At 27.8% G+C, this 21,365-nt stretch carries 20 protein-coding genes and 1 other RNA gene; 16 read left to right on the plus strand and 5 right to left on the minus strand.

From position 1 onward, the window contains the following. The 8 genes from rpsH to rnpB all read left to right on the plus strand — a co-directional run bounded on the left by rpsH (position 1) and on the right by rnpB (position 5,691). A complete protein-coding gene (gene rpsH / locus EXC53_RS00935) occupies positions 1-396 on the plus strand; it encodes a 30S ribosomal protein S8 (protein ID WP_119572101.1) in 396 nt (131 codons plus the stop codon). Positions 397-404: 8 nt separating this feature from the next. Beyond that, positions 405-944, plus strand: coding sequence for a 50S ribosomal protein L6 (rplF, locus tag EXC53_RS00940; RefSeq protein ID WP_119572102.1), 540 nt, complete (start codon positions 405-407; stop codon positions 942-944). Between the two features lie 21 nt (positions 945-965). Further along, positions 966-1,316 (plus strand): 50S ribosomal protein L18, encoded by a 351-nt coding sequence (gene rplR / locus EXC53_RS00945; RefSeq protein WP_119572103.1) that lies wholly within the window; start codon positions 966-968, stop codon positions 1,314-1,316. Beyond that, a complete protein-coding gene (gene rpsE / locus EXC53_RS00950) occupies positions 1,316-1,939 on the plus strand; it encodes a 30S ribosomal protein S5 (protein WP_119572104.1) in 624 nt (207 codons plus the stop codon). Before rplR ends, rpsE begins: the two co-directional genes overlap by 1 nt. Position 1,940: 1 nt before the next feature. Beyond that, a complete protein-coding gene (gene rplO / locus EXC53_RS00955; protein WP_119572105.1) occupies positions 1,941-2,384 on the plus strand; it encodes a 50S ribosomal protein L15 in 444 nt (147 codons plus the stop codon). 244 nt (positions 2,385-2,628) lie between these two features. Then, positions 2,629-4,257, plus strand: coding sequence for an IS1634 family transposase (locus EXC53_RS00960; protein ID WP_129724553.1), 1,629 nt, complete (start codon positions 2,629-2,631; stop codon positions 4,255-4,257). A 182-nt stretch (positions 4,258-4,439) separates the two neighbouring features. Continuing rightward, entirely contained in the window at positions 4,440-5,384 is a 945-nt protein-coding gene (holA, locus tag EXC53_RS00965) for a DNA polymerase III subunit delta (RefSeq protein ID WP_119571853.1), read from the plus strand. A 23-nt stretch (positions 5,385-5,407) separates the two neighbouring features. Then, positions 5,408-5,691, plus strand: an RNA gene (rnpB, locus tag EXC53_RS00970) — RNase P RNA component class B. Between the two features lie 17 nt (positions 5,692-5,708). Here the strand turns inward: rnpB and EXC53_RS00975 are convergent. Both EXC53_RS00975 and EXC53_RS00980 read right to left on the minus strand, forming a co-directional pair. Then, the gene (locus EXC53_RS00975) at positions 5,709-6,740 is read right to left on the minus strand and encodes a ComEC/Rec2 family competence protein (RefSeq protein WP_129724555.1); all 1,032 of its coding nucleotides are present in this window, start codon (positions 6,738-6,740) and stop codon (positions 5,709-5,711) included. A gap of 206 nt (positions 6,741-6,946) precedes the next feature. Continuing rightward, positions 6,947-7,447, minus strand: a complete 501-nt coding sequence (locus tag EXC53_RS00980) for an MAG0490 family ComEA-like DNA-binding protein (protein ID WP_129724557.1) — start codon at positions 7,445-7,447, stop codon at positions 6,947-6,949. Positions 7,448-8,153: 706 nt separating this feature from the next. Between EXC53_RS00980 and infC the strand changes: the two genes are divergently transcribed. The 3 genes from infC to rplT all read left to right on the plus strand — a co-directional run bounded on the left by infC (position 8,154) and on the right by rplT (position 9,344). Beyond that, positions 8,154-8,756 carry a translation initiation factor IF-3 gene (infC, locus tag EXC53_RS00985; protein WP_119571850.1) on the plus strand — a complete coding sequence of 201 codons (603 nt, stop codon included), beginning with the start codon at positions 8,154-8,156 and terminating at the stop codon, positions 8,754-8,756. Then, entirely contained in the window at positions 8,737-8,925 is a 189-nt protein-coding gene (gene rpmI / locus EXC53_RS00990) for a 50S ribosomal protein L35 (protein ID WP_119571849.1), read from the plus strand. The genes infC and rpmI overlap by 20 nt, the downstream gene beginning before the upstream one ends. 65 nt (positions 8,926-8,990) lie before the next feature. Further along, on the plus strand, positions 8,991-9,344 hold the full coding sequence (rplT, locus tag EXC53_RS00995) for a 50S ribosomal protein L20 (RefSeq protein WP_119571848.1): 354 nt from the start codon (positions 8,991-8,993) through the stop codon (positions 9,342-9,344). 120 nt (positions 9,345-9,464) lie between these two features. Here the strand turns inward: rplT and EXC53_RS01000 are convergent, their stop codons facing one another. After that, positions 9,465-11,372: a M13 family metallopeptidase gene (locus EXC53_RS01000; protein WP_119571847.1), complete on the minus strand. Its 1,908-nt coding sequence runs from the start codon at positions 11,370-11,372 to the stop codon at positions 9,465-9,467. Between the two features lie 228 nt (positions 11,373-11,600). On the opposite strand from EXC53_RS01000, the gene EXC53_RS01005 reads away from it, so the two are divergent. Genes EXC53_RS01005 through glyA form a run of 5 tightly spaced genes read left to right on the plus strand, consistent with a single transcriptional unit; the run spans position 11,601 to position 17,912 of the window. Continuing rightward, on the plus strand, positions 11,601-12,821 hold the full coding sequence (locus EXC53_RS01005; RefSeq protein WP_408634271.1) for a replication-associated recombination protein A: 1,221 nt from the start codon (positions 11,601-11,603) through the stop codon (positions 12,819-12,821). A gap of 2 nt (positions 12,822-12,823) precedes the next feature. Then, positions 12,824-13,780 carry a phenylalanine--tRNA ligase subunit alpha gene (gene pheS / locus EXC53_RS01010; protein WP_119571845.1) on the plus strand — a complete coding sequence of 319 codons (957 nt, stop codon included), beginning with the start codon at positions 12,824-12,826 and terminating at the stop codon, positions 13,778-13,780. Beyond that, positions 13,770-14,459 carry a uracil-DNA glycosylase gene (locus EXC53_RS01015; protein ID WP_119571844.1) on the plus strand — a complete coding sequence of 230 codons (690 nt, stop codon included), beginning with the start codon at positions 13,770-13,772 and terminating at the stop codon, positions 14,457-14,459. Before pheS ends, EXC53_RS01015 begins: the two co-directional genes overlap by 11 nt. A 1-nt stretch (position 14,460) precedes the next feature. Then, positions 14,461-16,629, plus strand: coding sequence for a phenylalanine--tRNA ligase subunit beta (locus tag EXC53_RS01020; protein WP_119571843.1), 2,169 nt, complete (start codon positions 14,461-14,463; stop codon positions 16,627-16,629). Between the two features lie 11 nt (positions 16,630-16,640). Next, positions 16,641-17,912 carry a serine hydroxymethyltransferase gene (glyA, locus tag EXC53_RS01025; RefSeq protein WP_129724559.1) on the plus strand — a complete coding sequence of 424 codons (1,272 nt, stop codon included), beginning with the start codon at positions 16,641-16,643 and terminating at the stop codon, positions 17,910-17,912. 104 nt (positions 17,913-18,016) lie between these two features. On the opposite strand, the gene aspS is transcribed toward glyA, so the two are convergent. Next, entirely contained in the window at positions 18,017-19,720 is a 1,704-nt protein-coding gene (aspS, locus tag EXC53_RS01030) for an aspartate--tRNA ligase (RefSeq protein ID WP_119571841.1), read from the minus strand. Continuing rightward, positions 19,713-21,059 (minus strand): histidine--tRNA ligase, encoded by a 1,347-nt coding sequence (hisS, locus tag EXC53_RS01035; protein ID WP_119571840.1) that lies wholly within the window; start codon positions 21,057-21,059, stop codon positions 19,713-19,715. The genes aspS and hisS overlap by 8 nt, the downstream gene beginning before the upstream one ends. Positions 21,060-21,365 lie beyond the last annotated feature (306 nt).

The following is a 21,365-nucleotide window of genomic DNA, read 5'->3' on the forward strand; positions in this document are numbered from 1 at the left end:
ATGTTTATTACAGATCCAATTTCAGATTTAATCGTTAGAATTAAAAACGCTAACGCTAGAAAACACAAAACTGTATCAATTCCATATTCAGCTAAAAAAGAAGCTATTGTTAAGTTAATTGAAAGCGAAGGGTACATTGCTTCATACGAAGTTCAAGGTGAAAAAACAGAAAAACAAATCGTTGTTACATTAAAATACAAAAAAGGTCAAGCAGCTATCGTTGGAATTAAGAGAGTTTCAAAACCAGGTCTTAGAGTTTATGTTAAGGCTGAAGAAATTCCATCAGTACTTTCAGGATATGGTACAGTTATTATTTCTACATCAAAAGGTCTTATGACAGGAAAAGAAGCTAGAAAGGCAAATGTAGGTGGTGAAATCATCGCTTACATTTGATAGGTAAAAGCATGTCTCGTGTTGGAAATCGTATTTTAACAATCCCTGCAGGAACAACTGTTACTGTTGATGGGACAAAAGTTATTGTTAAAGGTAAATTAGGAACATTAGAGAGAGTTTTTAGTCCACTTATTTCTGTTAATGTAGAAGATAACTTAGTGAAAACAGTTCGTGCAAACGAAGAAAAACACACTAAACAATTACACGGTACAACAAATTCACACATTTCAAACATGATTAAAGGTGTAAGTGAAGGGTATAAAATTGACCTTGAAATTAAAGGGGTTGGATACAAAACAACTCTTAAAGGTTCACAATTAGAAATTTTAGCTGGATATTCACATCCAGTTGTATTAGAAATTCCAAGCGATGTAACTGTAACAGTTGGTAAACCAACAGAAGTTGCTGTTTCAGGAATTGACAAACAAAGTGTAGGACACTTTGCATCAGTTATTCGTGCAGTTAGAAAACCTAACGTATATTCAGGTAAAGGAATTGCGTACAAAGGTGAACAAATTAGACGTAAAGAAGGGAAAACAGCTTCTAAATAATTTAGAGCTTAGGTATCAAGTATGGCAAAATTATCAAGAAATAAAGCTAGAAAAGTTAAACACATTCGTTTACGTCAACACATTTCTGGTACAAACATTAAACCACGTTTAAACGTGTTTAAATCACACCAAAACTTTTATGCACAACTTATTGATGACACTAAAGGTGTTACTCTTGCAAGTGCATCAACATTAAACTCAGGTGTATACGGAGGAAATATTGAAGCTGCTAAAAACTTAGGTTTAGTTATGGGTGATAAAATCGTTGCTTTAGGAATTAAAGAAGTGGTATTTGACCGTGCAGGTTACATTTACCACGGACGTGTTAAAGCTTTTGCAGAAAGCGTAAGAGAAAAAGGAGTTAAGTTCTAATGGAAAACCAAAAAGATAAAAAAGTTGTTGAACAAACAACAGGTACAAAAGAAGTTACTGCTAAAAAAGTTGTAAGAAACGATAAAAACGATCAAGAATCAAAAAAACCTCGTCAAATGCAAAGAAAACCTCGTCGTCCAAGAGTAGAATCAGAATTTACAGAAAAAGTTGTTGATATTGCACGTGTTACTAAAGTTGTTAAAGGTGGAAGAAGATTTAGTTTTTCAGCCTTTGTTGTAGTAGGAAACAAAAAAGGACAAGTTGGATATGGACACGGAAAAGCAAATGAAGTTCCAGACGCAATTAAAAAAGCTATTAAAGACGCTCAAAACAATTTAGTATCAGTTCCTGTTGTAAATGGAACAGTTCCACATGAAACAAAAGCTAAATTCTTAGCTTCAAGAGTTATGTTAAAACCTGTTGCGAAAGGGAAAGGGCTTATTGCTTCTGGAACAGTTCGTGCAGTTGTTGAACTTGCAGGTTACACCGATATTGTTACAAAAACATATGGATCACGTTCAAAAGCTAACACAGTTAAAGCTACTGTAGAAGCTCTTAAAACACTTAGAACAGTAGAACAAATTGCAGATATCAGAGATAAAAAAGTAAAGGACTTCGAATAATATGTCAAGAATTAGATTAAACGAACTTGCTTTTGCAGAAGGTTCAAGACCAGAAAAACACCGTAAAGGTCGTGGACACGCTGCTGGAAAAGGTAAACAAGCTGGTAAAGGTCAATCAGGACAAAACAAACGTAAAGGACACAGACTTGGATTTGAAGGGGGTCAAACACCATGATTCCGTCGTATTGGTAAACGTGGATTTACAAATGTAAATCACATTGAATACCAAGTGGTTAACTTACAACAATTAGAAACACGTTACGAAGCAAACGAAGAAGTTACAATTGATTCACTTTTTGCTAAAGGATTAGTAAAAAGAACTTTACCTATTAAAGTTTTAGGAAATGGAACTTTATCTAAAAAATTAACTGTTAAAGTACACAAAGTTAGTGCTTCTGCTAAAGCTGCTATCGAAGCAGCTGGTGGAACAGTTGCTGATTTATAGAATTCTAATAATAAAATTTCAATCAAACCAATAACATTAATCATTTGTTATTGGTTTTTTTATTTAAAATTCTTATTTTTTAAAGTTTCAAATTATAATTAAAATATGAAATTATTTTCCTGAGTTTCCAAGTTGAGCTTATTTTTTAGGCTTATTTTTTTATACATATATCAAAGATATATGACCTAAAGAAAAAAATGTTTTTTTTACTTACATTACACACATAAAATGATATAATAAGAGCATGAGTTACAGTTTATGCAAGAAAAAACAAAATGGAAAATATTATTTAGTTTTAGCTATTTCTAAAGGTTTTAAAAAAGGTTATGGAAATCAGATTGGTCTAGGGTACTGAGAAGATATCAAAGAAAAGTATGGATTATCTTCAATTGAAGATATAAAAGAAATAGCAAAAAAAGTAGATACATCTTTAGATAAAACTGTTGCAAAAGAAGAGTTTTTTAAATTATTAAAACCTACTTCTGTAAAAACAAGTATCCAAAATATTGGAGTTGATTTAATTTATAAAGTTATTAAAGAATTAGATTTATTTTCGGCATTACCAAAAAGTAAACATAAATCGTTAGAAGAGGTTTTGGAATTTTTCATAGCAACTAGAATTATCCTTCCAAGAAGCTATATGTCACAATATAAAAATAAAAGTGATTTTATAAATGATATTAATGTTAAAAAATCATCAATATATAACTATCTTGATGTTATTTTCGAAAATAAGAATTCTGTTTTAGTCAATTTATTTCAAAAAATAAATGAATTCACAAATCGTAATAATAAAGTTTTTCACTTCGATAACACAACAGTTTATTTTGAAAGCTTTACAAGAGAAGGAATAAGAAAAAACGGTTTTTCAAAAGACGGAAAACACAATGAAGATCAAGTAGTCATAGCAATGGCTGTAGATGAAAACGGAATACCAATACACTATAAAGTGTTCCCAGGTAACACGGCTGATGGTAAAACAATGTTATCCTTCGTTTTAGAACTTCAATCAATCTATAAAATAAAGGATATTATAATAGTTGCAGATCGTGGAATAAATAACAATGCAAACTTACGTTTCCTAGAACAAAAAGGAATTAAATATATATTCCAAAAAAGATTAGATACATTAAGTATTGGGATGAAAAAATTCATTCTTGAGGACAAACATTATGTTTTTAGAGATGAAATGTTTTGGAAAGAACAAATTGTTGAATCTGTTTGAAACAAAAATAGATTTAATGGTAAATACAGAAAATGATGTGTGTTTTTCAGTCCTGGGAAAAAGACTTTAGATAAATTAAAAAGAAATAATTTTATTGATAAATTGAATAAGAAAACTGTAAATGGAGAACTCCCACTTAGTTCTTTAGTTCCAGAATATAAAAAGAAATACATGGACATTGATGGCAAAACAGTGGGTAAATTAAATTGAGAGAAAATTAAGAAAAAAGAATCTGAAGATGGTTTTTACATTATTGAAACCAATATTTTAGATTTAACACCAGAAAAAGCTAATGAAATTTACAGAAAACAATGAAAAGTAGAAGAAAATTTCAGAACATTAAAATCTTCTTTACAAGTTAGACCTGTTTTTGTTCATAATGAACAGCATATACTTGCACATCTTTTATTATGTTTCATTGCTCTTGTTGTTTTAAAATACTGTCTTTATAAATTAAAGAAATATTATGAAATCAATGGAGAAATACAAAAAGTGACGTTAGATTTATTTGTGGATTCATTAAGAATGATGACTATAACAAAAAAAGAAGTAAATGGAAAAGTGGTACAAGAAATAATTAATGATTTGGATGAAAACCACAAAGAAAATATAAAAATTTATAAAGATTTTATCGCATGTATGAGTTAATTCTATGTGTGTAATTTTAAATGTAAAAAAACGAATACACCTTATTTATAGATGTATTCGTTTTTTATAGCGTCTCAACTTGGAAACTCAGGATTTCAATCAAACCAATAACATTAATCATTTGTTATTGGTTTTTTTATTTAAAATTCTTATTTTTTAAAGTTTCAAATTATAATTAAAATATGAAATTATTTTATGGTGAAGAAACTTTTTTAATTGAAAATAAAGTTAAGAAACTTAAATCTAAATATTCTGCTGAGCAAATTGTTTTTTTAGATGAAAATAGCACTATTAGCGATCTTGTTGATGCAATTAGCTCACAAAATATTTTAGGATTAGCAAGACTGATTTTGATTAAAAACTTTTCTTTGTTTAAGACAAAAAAACTAACTAAACAAGAAATGAAATATGCAAATGAACTGCTAGTTGCATTAAGTTATAATGAGCTTGATGAGATTGTTTTTATTTGAGAAACAAGTAAATTTGTAAATAATCATTTTACAGAGATGTTACAAAGAAACTCAAAACTTGAAGTTATTTACACTGAAAAAATTAATAATAAAGATCTCCCTAATGAAATTATTCGGTATGTTGCTTCCAAAGGAAATAAAATCTCGTATTTAGATGCAATGTATTTACTTCAAAAATTACCTGATAATCTTGCTTTAATTCTTCAAGAAGTTGATAAATTAATTTTGCTAAATCAACCTTTTTCGAAAACACTTATTGATGAAAATTTATCAAAATATGCAGTTAACACTGCTTTTGATTTTGTTAACGCTATTCAAGAGTGAAATTTTCAAAAAATTATTAATACTTATAAGAATCATCTTTATGCAGGTGAGACAACAATTCAATTACTTTCACAAATTTCATGAAGTTTTGTTCTTGCAAATCAAGTCTATTACCTTTTACAATTACAAATGAGTACAAAAGAAGTTGCTAATTTTTTAAAAGTTAACGAATATCGTGTCAAAATTGCACAAAAACAAATTCAAAAATATGGAATTCAAAAAATTCAAAAAATTATCTTAAATTTAGAACAACTTGACCGTGATTTGAAGAGTTTAAATTTTGATGGAATCGAAATTTTTGAGCATTTTTTAATTAATAATTTTGCAATTTAATTTAAATGTAGTAATATTAAATAGTATCAAGTCAGCAGCGGGCAATTTTTAAATTGTTTGAGGAAAATCCACGCTAGCACTACCTGAGATGGTAGTAGTGTTCATGCTAAGCCCAATAAGCTTAGGCTATTAGACGACTAGTGCCACAGAGACGAGAATTGTGAAACGGGTAAACTCCATGAGCTAGAAACTCAAATTATGGTAGAGGAATCTAAAATAGGAATTCAACGAATTTTAGGAATGTTATTTTGATAACATTAGATAAATTGCTGACACCTTGTAAAAGGGACAGAACGTGGTTTATTGATGCAAATACTAGCTTGGCTAGTATTTTTTATTTCGAATTAAATAAATTAGATCCAAATAGACAAATAAAAGTACTAAATGTCAATAGGAAAGTAAGGTATTGAAAACAAAGAGAACATTATAACTATTTAAGAACTTCAAAAGATTTAAAATCACCAAGTAAAAACCATCAATTAAAAATGGAATAAATAAACAAGGTAGCAAAATAACTATCAAAATTTCAAAAACAAAGCTCAAAATTAAATTACTAAGAATTCCAAAAAGAGAAAATTGTTTACTGATTGAAATAAGAAACAAAACAGAAAGTGTTCAAGCTTTCAAAATTAAGAAAAGCTTCTTTCTTAATTCTTTCTTTTCAAAATTTAAAAAACCACTAATTAAATAAAAGGTTAACAAATACGAGATTAAAAAACCAATTTTAAGAAAATGTAACGGATTATAAAAAGCGTGAATTAAGCTAATTGTTGACAATCTTTGAAACTTACAAGAATTTTGTTTAGTTCATCTTGAAATTTTAGAAAGTTTCAAACTGATAATTCACAATCAACTTTTAAAACTTGCTAAATTACTTTTACCTATTCAAAAATAAAAAGTTAAAAGAACTACAATACAAATTCCATTTTTGTCAAATTTAGTAGTTATTTTTTCAATCAACTTTTCAAGAATTAAATAGTGAAATCCACTAACTATTATTAAATGCAAACTATCTAAATTTTTTAGATTTTCAACTAGTTCATTATTACTATTTATGAAAAAACCAAAAAAGATCGGTAAAACAAGATTGTTATAGCTTTGTGATTTATTTTGAAAGCATAAAAATAAGAAATATCGTAAATCTAATGTTTTTGCTTTGCTTATATTTTGGAATTTTACATTTGCTATTTGATATCGAAAATCAATTTTAGTAATTCTAATTGATTCTAAATTTACATTTTGATAAAGAAAAAATTCCTGATTATCTTTTTTGTAAAAAAGATAATAAATTCAATTTTTATCTCTTAAAATGACTTTTTGATCTTGAATATCTACTACTTTAGCCTGTAAATTCAATGTGGAAAGATTTTTAATTTTCCAAATAAAATATTCTTTATAAATCAAATAGAAGCTAATTGCTAAGAAGGGGAAAGTAAGAATTACTAATGTTTTTCAACCTCACGCAAATCAATTAAATAAGATTAGAAGAAAAACAAAAATAAGTCAGACAAAATCTTTATTAAAAAAGATATTTAATAAGAGAAAGTTGATTAAGAAATAATTTAATCATTTGATTCGAGAATTAAGATTTTTTGCAAAATTTCCAAATCATCAGCACTTAATTTGCAATCAATAATTAATTGTTTTCATGTCACTTTTATTCTATGTTTTCGTTTATATTTAAGGATTTTGTCAGCTACTTTTGAGTTAATTTTAAAATCTTGTAATTGTTTAACACTCTTTAATTGATTTCAATGAATTTTCATTTTTCGAAAAGGCACAAAAATATTTTTATAAGTTGGTGCTTTTTGATTTAAATCAAAACTTTTTAAATCAGCTTGTGAAACAACTTGTGCTCGAAAAAATAATTGACGGTAATTTAAAGGAGTATTTGATTCGATTTGTCCAGGTTTTTTAACAGCACCAGTTATTTTATATTGATAAATAGATTTAAAAATAGGTTCATTTTTTAGATTTGGATTTTGATAAAAATAATTAGAGACACCAAAGAGAGTTATGAAAATTAAGATCAAAGTTACAATTAGAATTATTTTCTTCTTCATAGCTTTATATAAATAAAAAAATACTAAAAAAGAACAAAAAAAAAAAAAAAAAGAAAGTAGAGTTTTACTCTACTTCCCATAATTATTCTGTGACATACAATAAAATTGTATATTGCGAAATTTATTAATTTAGAAAAATAAAAAACAAGTTAAGTATATAGGTTTATTTTTATATTATGTAAAATTTTAGAATTTTTTGGAATGCGACTTTTCCAAAAAGTGATTTATAAATTTAAAAAAAGTTAATATATAAACATGTTAGAACTATTTTATTCAAAAAGTTCTGTTTCAAACAGTGGTGGGACTTTTTATAGTAGTCCCATATATATTCTATATGAATTATTATAAAAATCAAATAAATTTTTTTGGATCATTTTTCTTATTTAAATATTTTATTTTGAGATTGTTTTGAATTTTATTTTTTAAAAAAATAAAAATTTATAAAAATTTCTCAAAATTATTTTTTAATACTAGCTACAAGATTTGTAAGTTAGCACAGAAGTCTTTGGAAGTTTTGAATAAAAGTGAATTGTGATAAAATAAATAAGCAATAAAAACTTAATTGCAGAAAGTAGAATTTCACTTCTCACCTGATGGTAATAGCCTTGGGTTTTGCTACAATTAATGTATCAACAATTCTGATACCTTTTTTAGTAGATGAGGAAGTGGTTAACCACTTTATTTTTATTTATTAGGATAGGGGCTTATGCAAGACAAAAAGAAACCACAACAAGAACATTATGTTAACAACAACATCCCATTTAAACAAATTTTTTTAGTTAGTGCAGATGGTGAAAAGCTTGGTGTTAAATATACAAAAGAAGCAATTGAAATTGCTAAATCAGAGGGAAAGGATTTAGTTTTAATTAGCGTTAAACCTAAACCTATTGCTCGGATCATTGATTACGGTAAATTTAAATACGATCGTAAGAAGAAACAAAAAGAACTTAAAGAAAAACAAACTATTGTTCAAAACCGTGAAGTTCGTTTAACACCAATGATTGGTGAAAATGACCTTCTTACAAAAAGTCGTAAAGCTCGTGAATTCTTATTAAAAGGAGACCGTATTAAAGTTTCTTTAAAATTAAGAGGTAGAGAAATTGGTAGAAAAGACTTAGGTCTTGGTACACTTGAAAAATTCTTTGCTACATTAGAAGATATTGCTGATAAAGCAACTGAGCCAAAACTTGTTAATGATCGTTTTCTTGATATGAATCTCCAACCAAATAAACAAAAAATTACCAAATATCTAAAAGAAAAAAGTCAAGAGACTAAAGAAGGAGAATTAAATGCCAAAGATGAAAACTAAAAGTGCGTTAAAAAAACGTATTAAAGTTACTGGAACAGGTAAAGTTATGAGAGAACAAGCTTTCCGTTCACACTTAGCACAAAACAAATCAACAAAACAAAAACGTCAATCACGTAAATCTGCTCTTATGTCAAGAAGTGACCTTAAAAGATTTAAAGCATTGATCTAATCTTGTTAAATTATTATTTTTACAAGAGATAAAACTACAATTTATTTTATGAAAGGAATATTAATATGGCAAGAGTTAAAGGTGGAACAGTTACAAGAGCAAGACGTAAAAAATGAATAAAATTAGCTAAAGGATACTTTGGACACAAATCAATCGGATACAAAGTTGCTAAACAACAAGTTGTTAAAGGTTGAACATATGCTTTTAGAGACCGTAAACAAGTTAAAAGAAACTTTAGAAAACTTTGAATCGCTCGTATTAACGCTGCTACTAGAGCAGAAGGTTTAAGCTATTCAAAATTCATTAATGGTCTTAAACGTGCTAACGTTACAATTAACCGTAAAATGCTTTCAGAATTAGCTATTAACGAACCAAAAACATTTTCAATGTTAGTAGAAATTTCAAAACAAGCAAAATAATGAAATTATCAAAAAAGCATAAGTAACTTAACTTATGCTTTTTTTATATTTATTTTCTTAATTATTCACAATAAAACCACATCTTTCAAGATGTGGTTTATGTTTACTCGAAGTTATTTATTATCAAATTTTAACACGTTTTTCTGGTGCGACATACATTTTATCTTGTGGTTGAATATTGTATGTTTCATAGAATAAATCACAGTTACTTAATTGAACATTAGCTCTTTGTTTACCAGGTGCATGCACGTCGCTTTCTAATCTACGTTTAGCAGCTTCTGGTTTGATTAAGATTTTTCAAATTCGAGCTCAATTTTCAAAGAATTTTTTAACATCAAAATCAGGTTCTAATTTAGCAGCTTCTAATGCACAAGAGAATCCACCAATATCAGCAATATTTTCTGATACCGTTAATTGTCCATTAACTTTTCCAACTTCTGTTTCAATTCCATCGAATAATTCAATTGCTTTTTGAGTTTTTTCTTTAAAGACTTGATAATCCTCTGGTGTTCATCAACTATTTAAGCTTCCATTTTCATCAAATTGTGCACCATTATTATCAAATGCATGTGAAATTTCATGTGCAATAACAGCACCAATTCCTCCGTAATTTGCACTTGATCCTTGATTAATGTCGTAAAAAGGTGCAGATAAAATAGCAGCAGGAAATACGATATGATTGAAAAATGGTTGGAAGTAAGCATTGATTCTGGCTGGTGACATTGATCATAATTTTTCATTAGTTTTTTGTAAATATTCTTGATAGTTATAAGCAGTTAAAGCATCTAAAATAGAAAAGATATTACTTGGAATTGTTCCACCTTGTTCATAACTTTTAATTTGATATTGATCATAGTATCCTTGAATTTCTTCAGGGTATCCAACCATAACTCCTAATTTAGAAAGTTTGAGTCTTGCTTTTTCAATTGTTGCAGGACTTAATCAATCGTTTTCAGCTAATCTACGATCATAGATTTTGATCATATTATTAACCATTTTTTCAACATCTTTTTTTGCTTGTTCTCCAAAATAAGTTTTTGCATAGTAAATTCCAAGTGGCATTGAAAAGTATCTTTGCACAACATCATAAGCAAAATCTTGAAGATCTCTATTTTTTTCAATTGAATAAAGAGTATTTTTATATTCTGAAGCAATTGCACGTGTTTGCTCTGTAATGTAAGGAGCAATAAAGCTTAAATTATTAAAGAACATTAAAGCACGATATCCTTCAAAAGTATTTTCGTTAAAAATTACATCTAAATTTTCAATGAAACTTGGGTTATCAACTGCAATAAAATCAATTTCTTGATTTGATACAAGTTGTTTTGCGATTTTGATTAAATCAAATACTTTTGATTTATTTTCAAATCATTCTAATTTTTTAGGGTGATATAAAGAAACATAATCTGCTTTTTGTAAACTTGTAAGAACATAATCTTTTAATAAATTATCAAATTCTAAAGCTTGATCTAACATTTTATTTACTAAATCAGCTTCTAATCCAAAACTTGTTGCAAGTTTGAAATTCATATTTCTTCATACGCTTAAGAATTTTTCTTTTTCAAGTTTATCATAATTTTCTCTTGAAGGTAAAATTGTACCAATTTCACCTAATCAAAGAACTTTAATACGGTTGTTAACAAAATCTTGTGAAACTCCATAACCTAATGGTAAGAAGTTATATTTATATTCAAATTCGACAAAACGATCATTGATTTCTGAAAAACTTTGTAAATCTAAAATTTTATTTAATCATTCTTGTGCAGGTTTTCAACCAAGTTGATCTCTTGTTTTAGTATCAACAATCATTTTATACATTGTCACTAATTTATGTAAATTAGCATCTGCCGGGACTTCTTTTTTACCACTTGCTCAATCACTAATTAACTCTTTGAGTAATTTTTCTAAATCACGATCCATTTCTTCAAATGCACCTGTTAATGATTTGTCACCAGGAATTTGAGCTGTTGCTAATCATTCTGCGTTGACAAAATCATAAAAGTCATCTTGTAATCTTTTTTGACTCATTTTTTCTCCTTCTATTTAAATAAATTGTTTATATTATTATAAAAAATTAAACAAAAAATTAATTAAAAAAACTCTATTTTTTTCATTCAAGACCTTCGAGTGCTAAATTTGGAAATTTTCAATTTTCAAGATTTAGAAATTAGTTTGTTTTTCTATTAATACTAATTTTTATTAAAGTGAGAATTAAATTCACACTTTTTAATTTAAACATAATATAATAATAAACATATTATGAATAAGAATTTAGCTAATGAAATTCGACCTCAAACAATTAAAGATTTAGTTGGACAAAACCACCTTAAACCATTACTTTTTAAGGTTGCTCAAAATAAATTAACAACAAGTTTTATTTTCTTTGGTGAAAGCGGGATCGGGAAAACTTCAGCCGCTATTTCACTTGCTAATGATTTAGAAATGGAATATGGTTATTTTAATGCAAGTGTTGATTCCAAAGCTGATTTAACTAAAATTTTAAGTACTAAACAAATTATTATCATTGACGAAATTCATCGTTTAAACAAAGATAAACAAGATATTTTGCTTTCATATTTAGAATTTGACAAAATTATAGTTTATGCAACCACAACTGAAAATCCATATTTTAAAGTTAATCCTGCGTTAAGAAGTAGAATGCAAATTTTACAATTTAAAAAATTAAGTGAAGCTGAACTTGTTGCGGGACTTAGAAATATTCAAATTCAATATTTTCCAGACTTAAATATTTCAGATGAAAGATTAATTGAGCTTGCAAATTATTCAGCTGGTGATTTTAGACTAAGTATTAATAATTTACAAATGCTTGCTTTTCTTAGTGAAAAATCAAAACCAATTACACAAGCTGATTTAAAAACAATTATTCCTAATATTAATTTTTATAGTGATTCAAATCAAAGTGCTCATTATAATAATCTTTCTGCATTTCATAAATCACTTCGTGGAAGTGATCCTGATGCTGCACTTTATTACGGTTTTTTAATTTTAAAATCAGGTGACATTGATGGTCTTTTCCGTAGACTTCTTTGTGCTGCTTATGAAGATGTAGGTTTAGCTTCTAGTAATGTTGCTCTTCGGGTACAACTAGCAATTCAAGCTTTTGAACGTTTAGGTTTACCAGAAGGGAAATTACCAATTGCTAACGCTATTTTAGATGTTGCTTTGGCACCGAAATCTAATTCAGCTTATCTAGCAATTAGCAATGTCGAAGCAGTTTTAGATCAAGGTAAAATTTATGAAGTTCCAAAACATTTGCGTGATTCTCATTACGCATCTGCTCAAAAGTTAGGTGATGGAATAGGTTATATTTACCCGCACGATAATATTCAAACTCATTATGTTAAGCAAACTTATTTACCAAAAGAATTAATTAATTCTCAATTTTATTTACCAAGTAACAATACAGTCGAGCAAAGTTATGTTAAATATTGAAATGAAATTAAAAAAAGGAGTTAAAAATGAAATTCAATTTAAATCAAATTAATTCATTAGAAGATCTTAAAAAAATAAAAGCAGAACTTTTTTCTAATGAAGGTGAACTTTTCCAGTTACAACAAGAATTAAAAAAAGCCAAACCAGAAGATAAAAAACTTTTAGGACAAAAAATTACATTGTTAAAAAAAGAGTATGAGGATTTCTTTACTAAAGCGGAAACTCGTATTAAAAATTTAGAAATTGAAGCAAAAATAGCTAGTGAAAAAGTAGATGTTGCTCGTCCATTTTTAAAACCAGGAAGCTTAAATCCGATCACTTTAATTGAAGAGCGTCTTAAAGATTGATTTTTTGCTCACGGTTATTACCAAGAAGAAGCAGGTGAAATAGTTAGTGATCTTTATAATTTTGAGCGTTTAAATATTCCAAGCGATCACCCCGCTCGTGCGATGCATGATTCACTTTATATTAATTCTGCAACTTTATTAAGAACTCACAATACCGGAATTACAGCCAAAGTACTTGAAGAAAATGCAAATCAAGCTATTTCGATTTTTGCAATTGGGAAAGTTTACCGTAATGATGAAGATGATGCAACTCACTCACATCAATTTACACAAGTTGATTTTGTATCAGTTGGGAAGCTTAGTTTTTCAAATTTAATTTGAACTTTAAAATCACTGCTTTCATATGTTTTAGAAGAAGAAGTGGAAGTTAGACTTCGTCCGAGTTATTTTCCTTTTACAGAACCTAGTGTTGAAGTTGATGTTTTCTACCATAATCGTTGAATTGAAATTTTAGGAGCAGGAATGCTTCATCCAAATGTTTTAAAACAAGCAGGTTATACAGATTTAAGCTTAAATGCTTTTGCAGCTGGACTTGGAATAGAAAGAATTACAATGATTAAATATGGTTTTACAGATATTCGTGATTTATACCGTAATGATCTAAGAATTATGGAGCAATTTAGCAATGAAAGATAGTTTTTTAAAAGTTTTACAAAGTGAAGGAACAAAACCATATTTTACTCAAATTTTAAGCTCATTACAAAAAGCACAAGATCAAAACGAAACTGTATTTCCTCACCAAATGGATATGTTTCGACCTTTTGAATATTTTCAATTAAATGAAACTAAAGTTGTAATTTTAGGTCAAGATCCATATCATCAAATTGATCAAGCTGATGGTCTTGCATTTAGTGCTCGCTATCAAGATTTAAATAAAACACCTAAATCATTGGTTAACCTTTTTAAAAATCTCAAAAGAGATTATCCAAAAACTAAAATTGAAACAAATGATTTGACTAACTGAGCAAAGCAAGGTGTACTTTTAATGAATACAGTTTGAACAGTTTCCCAAAACAAAGCTCATTCACATGAAGCTTTTGGATGACAAAATTTCACTTTAAAAGTTTTGGAAGAAATTCTTACAAACAATCCAAAAGTGATAGTTGTTGCTCTTGGAAAACCTGCTCAAAAGTTAGTGAAAAAATTACCAATTCAACCACATTATTTAATTAACCTTAGTCATCCTAGTCCATTAAGTGCTCATCTCAGTTTTAATCAATTTCCACTATTTAAAACAATTAATAAATATCTTAAAAAAGAAAATTTAAATCCTATTGATTGAAATTTAATCAAGGAAACTAAGAAAGGAGTTTAAGATGATTCTTTCATTAAATCACTTAAATAAATTTTTACCAAACAAAAAATTAACCCCACAAGAGGTTGAGGTTGCATTAAATGAAATTGGTCTTGAAGTCGAAGAAATTAAACCTTTTTCAGATGTTCAAGGTTTACTTTTTGGAAAAGTTTTAGATGTTTATCCAAACCCTAATTCTGATCGTTTAGATATTGTTAAATTAGAAACAAAAGATGGAATTTTTCAAATTCAAACCAACAATAGAATTTTAAAACCAGGAAATTTAACTATTTGTTTTCCAATTGGTGCTAAAAAAGGGACAACAACTTTTGGTGAAGTTGTTTTAAAAGGTGAAAAATCACAAGGAATGATGGCTGCTTTTAGTGAGATTGGATACAACTGAGAGCTTTTAGAAGAAGCTAATCAACTTTTAATCTTGCCAAATGATTTCGCAAGTATTCATGATGATCCTATTACAAAATTAGGACTTGATGATTTTTTAATTGAAATTTCAGTAACAGCTAATCGAAATGATGCAAATTCATATTATGTTTTAGCTCGTGAACTAGCAAGTTATTTTGAAACAGAATTTGTATTTGATTTAAAACAAATTCCTGATAGCTTTCAAACTAAGTTAACTTCTAATCCGAATTTGGCTAGTTTATTAAGTTTTACAGAAGTTAAGGGACATAAAGAAACAAGTTTTGAAGATAAACTTTTACTTGCTAAACATGGAATTTCATCTAAATTTAGTTGAGCAGTTAATTTAACAAACCTTTGTTTAATTAACATTGGTGTTCCTGCTCATGTTTACGATCGCTCAAAAATAGGTGATAATTTAACAACAAAACTTTATAGCGGAAAATTAACTATATTAGGTAATAAAGAAGTTGAAGTAAAAGATGCACTAGCAATTTACGACGAAAATGGTCCTATTTCATTAGTATCTGTAATGGGATTAGAAAAACATAAAGCAGATTTAGCAACAACTGATTTTGTTTTTGAAATTGGTTTATTTAACCCAAAAATGATTCGTCATAATTCAAAAGAAATTAAATTAATTTCTAACGCAGCAACTCAAGGTTCACGGAGAATTTCATTTGAACTTGCCAATTTAGCTACCGATTATATTCGAAGTTACTGTCAAGGCTTAGAAGTTTCAAATACAGTTCAAAGAGCAAATAAAGACCAACTTGCTAAGAAAAAAATTCAGTTTAATGAGCAAGCTTTAAAACAATATTCTAATATTGATGATTTAAGTGTTTTTGATAAAGCTAAAAGCCAACTTGCTAAATTAGGTTATGAATTTATTGAAGATTATATTTTAGTACCTAATTATCGTTATGATGTAAATATTTTTGAAGATATTATTGAAGAACTTTTCCGTTTTTATTCTTATAAAAACTTTAAACCAGAACCAATTGAAAATATTACTTTAGCAACTCAAAAACGTGATATTTCAAAATTTGTGATTTCTAAATTAGGATATAACGAAGCTCGCACTTTTACCCTAGTTTCTACTAGCGAAAATTGACTAAATCCTTTTAACTTTGAAAAGAGCGTGAAATTACTGACTTTTGTTTCGAAAGAAAGAGAAGAAATTCGTAATTCAATAGTAACTTCATTACAAAAAATTGTTGAATATAATCAAAAAAGAAAACTCAACAATATTAATTTCTTTGAAAAAGGAATGATTAATGATAACAAAATTGTTTATGGATTTGCTTCAACTACAAAAACTTTCGATCAACTTAAACAAGATTTAATTAACTTAACCGGTTTAACTAATTTAGAGTTTTCTCCTTTCAAAGATAATGAGTATATTCATCCTAATGCTTCGGCTAAAATTCACTATAACAATAAAATGGTTGGATGACTTGGTAAAATACATCCTGCTTATGATAATACTAATGCATTTTACTTAGAATTTGAGGCAGAACTAATCAACCAAAAGACAGCTGCTAAATTTGAACAAATTAACTATAATCCATTAAAAACAATTGATTTAACTTTTGAATTAAGTTATCAAGAAAGTATTAAACAAGTTCTTGACAAAATTAAGGCGGTAGCTCATGTTTTTGATATTCAAGAAATTGATGATTATCAAAAAGAAGAAACCCATAATTTAACATTAAGAATTACAGCTGATGATTACAACATTCAATTATTAATTGATAAATTTAATGAGTAAGCGAGGAAAAAATGTATCAAAAAATTAAATTAAAAGACCAAATTATTCAAGATGCAATTAACAGTGAACTAACTCGCCAAGAAGATCATATTGAATTAATTGCTAGTGAAAATTATGTTTCAGAAGATGTTTTAAAAGCACAAGGGAGTGTTTTAACAAATAAATACGGTGAAGGTTATCCTGGTAAAAGATACTACGGAAGTTGTGAAAATGTCGATATTGTGGAACAAGCTGCAATCGATCGTTTAAAAGAACTTTTTCAAGTTAAATACGCTAATGTTCAACCTTATTCAGGGAGTGTTGCTAATGCAGCGGCAATAGCAAGTGTTGTTTCAAGTGGTGGTAAAATTATGGGACTTTCACTTAACTGTGGTGGACATTTAACTCACGGGTATAAAATTAGTTTTAGTGGAATTTTTTATGACTCAATTACTTATGAACTTGGTGAAGATGATAAATTAGATTATGATGCAATTGAAAAACAAGCAATGCTTGAAAAACCAAATTTAATTATTTGTGGTTATTCAGCTTATTCACGAACAATTGATTTTAAACGCTTTCGTGAAATAGCTGACAAATGTGGTGCTAAATTAATGGCTGATATTGCACATATTGCAGGTTTAATAGTAGCTGGTGAACACCCATCACCAGTTGGTTATGCTGATATTATTACATCGACAACTCATAAAACACTTCGTGGTGGTCGTGGGGGAATCATTATGACTAATGACGAGCAATTAGCAACTAAAATTAATCGTTGAGTATTCCCTGGATATCAAGGGGGACCTCTCTTTCATGCTATTGCAGGAAAAGCGATTGCTTTTTACGAAGCACTTCAACCACAATTTAAAGAATATGCTCGTAAAATCAGAACTAATTCTGCTGAATTTTGCCAACACTTTATTGATAAAGGTGTCAAAATCATTAGTGGTGGAACAGATAATCATCTTTTTATGATTAATGTTTTAGAATCATACGGAATTAACGGAAAACAAGCTGAGAATTTCTTAGAAAAAATTAACATTACAATTAATAAAAATACTATTCCTTTTGATAAATTAAGTCCAAATTTAGGAAGCGGAATTCGTTTAGGAACAGCTGCTATGACAAGTAGAAACTTTACTAAATGAAAAGAATTAGCTAATATTATTGATTATTCTTTACGTAATTTAACATTCTTAGAATCCAATTCCGAAGAAGCACTTTACAAAGTATCTGAGCTTAAAAAAGAAGTGCTTGCTTTAACTAAGGAATTTCCAATTCGTAAAGATTACTTAAACTAATTATTAAGTTTTATAACCACATTTTGTGGTTATTTTTTTATTTAAGATTTAAATGATTTGAATTATTAAAAAATCACCGTATTTCTACGGTGATTTTCTCTTGATTATTTCTTTTCACTTAATTTAATAAATAATTCATCAAGTTGATGTTCTTCAACATTGCTTGGAGCATTAGTGAAAACATCCTCACTTTTTGAATTTTTAGGGAAAGCAATTACATCACGAATTGTATTTTGATTTGCTAGAATCATTAATAAACGGTCAATTCCAAGTCCAATACCACAGTGTGGAGGTACTCCATATTCAAGAGCATCAAGAAAGAATCCGAATTTATTTCTTTGAGTAGCTTCATCCATTCCGATCAATTCAAACATTTTCTTTTGAACTTTTTGGTCGTAAATTCTTGCAGAACCACTTCCTAATTCATAACCATTAAGAACTAAGTCATAACTTTTAGCACGCACTTTTTCCTTTGGCAATTTATCTAAATCTTCAAGTTTATTATCAAATTGAGTAAATGGATGGTGTGCAGCAGCTCATGAATTTGTTTCTTCATCGTACTCAAACATTGGTCAATCAACGATTCATGAAAAGTTATATTCATCTTTTGCTCATTTATATCATGAGTTAAGTTCAACTCTTAATGCACCTAATGCTTGTGAAGCATTTTCGTATTTATCAGCACAAATTAAGTAAGTTCCATTTTGATTAGTTTGTTGTTTCATTAAATTAGCAACTGCATTAGGAACTTTGTTTGCAAAGTTAGTACTTGTAATTTCGTTATTTTCGACAACAAAGTAAAATAATGCTTTCACTTTGTTTTTCTTAGCAATTTCTTCAAGAACTTTAAATTCTTTTTTGGTAATTGATTCTTCAATTTTTAAAAGTCTTTTACTTGAAGCATTTTTGATAATTACAAAATCTGTTTCATTACAAAATTCTGGAATATCTACAATAAAGTTTTCGAATCTTAAATCTGGTTTATCTGAACCATATTTACTAATACAGTCATCAAATTTTAATCTTTGGAATGGAATTTGAATTTCTACATTCATAACTTTTTTCATAAAATGTTGAAACATTTTTTCGATATAAGATTGAAAGATCTCAACATCCATAAAACTAACTTCCATATCTAATTGAGTAAATTCAGGTTGACGGTCTTTTCTAGAATCTTCATCTCTAAAACAACGTGCAATTTGATAATACTTCTCAAAACCAGCTACCATTAATAACTGTTTAAATAATTGTGGGCTTTGAGGTAAAGCAAAGAAACTATTGTAGTTTCTTGTAGGGACTAAAAAGTCTCTCGCACCTTCTGGTGTTGCTTTTGTTAAAATTGGTGTTTCAACTTCTAAGAATCCTTCACTTTGAAGAAATTCACGCATTGCAAAAATTACTTTATTTCTTAATGCAATATTTTTTTGCATAATAGGTCTTCTTAAATCTAAGAATCTATGTTTTAATCTAAGTTCTTCTTTGACTTCAATATCATCACGAACTTGGAAAGGTAATTCTTTAGCTTCTGAAAGTACTTTATATTCATCGACAATAATTTCAATTTCACCAGTTGCTATTTTGTCGTTAAAATCTTTTCTTTTAACAACTGTTCCATGAACTTCAAGAACACTTTCTTTAGAAAAACTAATTGGTTTATTAAAAACTAATTGAGTAATTCCGTATTTATCTCTAAGGTCGACAAAATTAAGCTCACCAAATCTTCTTTTGTTGGCTACTCAACCATAAAGTGTGACTTTTTGACCTTCATTTTTTAAATTAAGTTGATTATTATTAATTGTCTTATTCATTTTCAAAGACTCCTTCTATTAATTCTTCGATTTCATCAGGATCAACATTTTCAACTTGTTTATCCGCCATGAAACGAATAATATCAATAAATGATTCAGTAGTTTTAGTTACATGGATGCTATCGTTTGTAGGTAGGTGTTTTACCATTAACATTTCAGTACCGTTAACAATATCATCGCTAATTAAAATTTCTGCATTATATTTTTTAGCTTTTTCATAAACTTTTTTAGGTTTTAAAACCTTAAATTCAACTTTAATACTATCAAATACAAATCTTAAAAATAGATTTGCTAATTTGTTTAATAATAAAGCACTTTCTTCACTATGACTTGCTGCTAAATAAATTAAATGATTATTGAGTGAATTTTCGATTTCATATGCATTCAATATATTTTCTTTAAAAATGCTAATTAAACGATCAACACCAAGAGCAAAACCGATACTTGATAATTCTGGTCCATCAAGTTCTTTAATTAAATTATTGTATCTTCCACCTCCAATAATTGTTCCTTGGCTTCCTGTGTTTTTGGAAGTAGATACAAATTCAAAAACTATCTCATCATAATAATCAAGACCTCTAACAAGTTCATTACTAATTTCAAAATCTACACAAAGTATTTCAAGATATTCGGTTAATTTTTTGAAATATTCTTTTGATTCTGGTGAAAGAAAGTCTTTAATTTTAGGTGCATTTTTAATAAATTTGTGTTTTGAGTCCATTTTATCATCCAAAATTCTTAAAACACCACCTTTTTCTAATCTTTGTTGTGAAATTTGATTTAATTGGTCTTTGTAAGGTAATAAATATTCTTTTAAAGCTTTTTCGTAATTTTTTCTAGTTTCTTTATCACCGATGCAATTAATGATTAACTTAGATTCAATATTTAGACCAAGTAATAAAAAGTATGCTGCAAAAATTAATTCTGCATCTTTTACATAATTTTTTTCAGCAACAAATTCAAATCCTGCTTGGTAAAATTGTCTATAACGCCCTTTTTGCGGTTGTTCATAACGAAACATTGGACCAAAATAAGCGAATTTATCATAATTAGCATATCATTTATTTTCAATAAGAGCACGAACGAAACTTGCTGTTCCTTCCGGTCTTAAACAAATATCCCGATCGCCCTTATCTTTAAATTCGTACATTTCTTTATTGACAATATCTGAGTCATCACCAACACTTCTTTTAAATAAATTTGAACTTTCAAGAATTGGAGTTTCAATCATTACATATCCAAATTTTTTAGCAGTTCTTCAAAAAGTTTCGTAAATTATTTGTTTAACTTGAAACTCAATTGGTTCATAATCCTTAGTACCTTTGACTTTATTTAGCATAAAATTCTCCTTAAATTATTGAATGAAATTCTTATCATTTTAAAATATTAATAATATTTTACATCTTTATAAATTTATTATTCTTTTAAATTTAATTTTTCAAGATTTATTGAGATTTTTTTAGAAAAAATCAAATTTAATATATATTTTTTAACTTTTTTAAAGTAATTTTCAAAAATATTTTTTGGATACTTTAATAAAAATCAAAACTTTTGAGCCTATGTCCAAGCTGCAAAAAAATATTTTTCACAATATCATATTTAACCGGTCATGTAATTTTCTATATAAAAATGTTTTCTTATATAT

Source organism: Mycoplasmopsis gallopavonis, from assembly GCF_900660635.1.
Lineage (GTDB): Bacteria > Bacillota_I > Bacilli_A > Mycoplasmatales > Metamycoplasmataceae > Mycoplasmopsis > Mycoplasmopsis gallopavonis.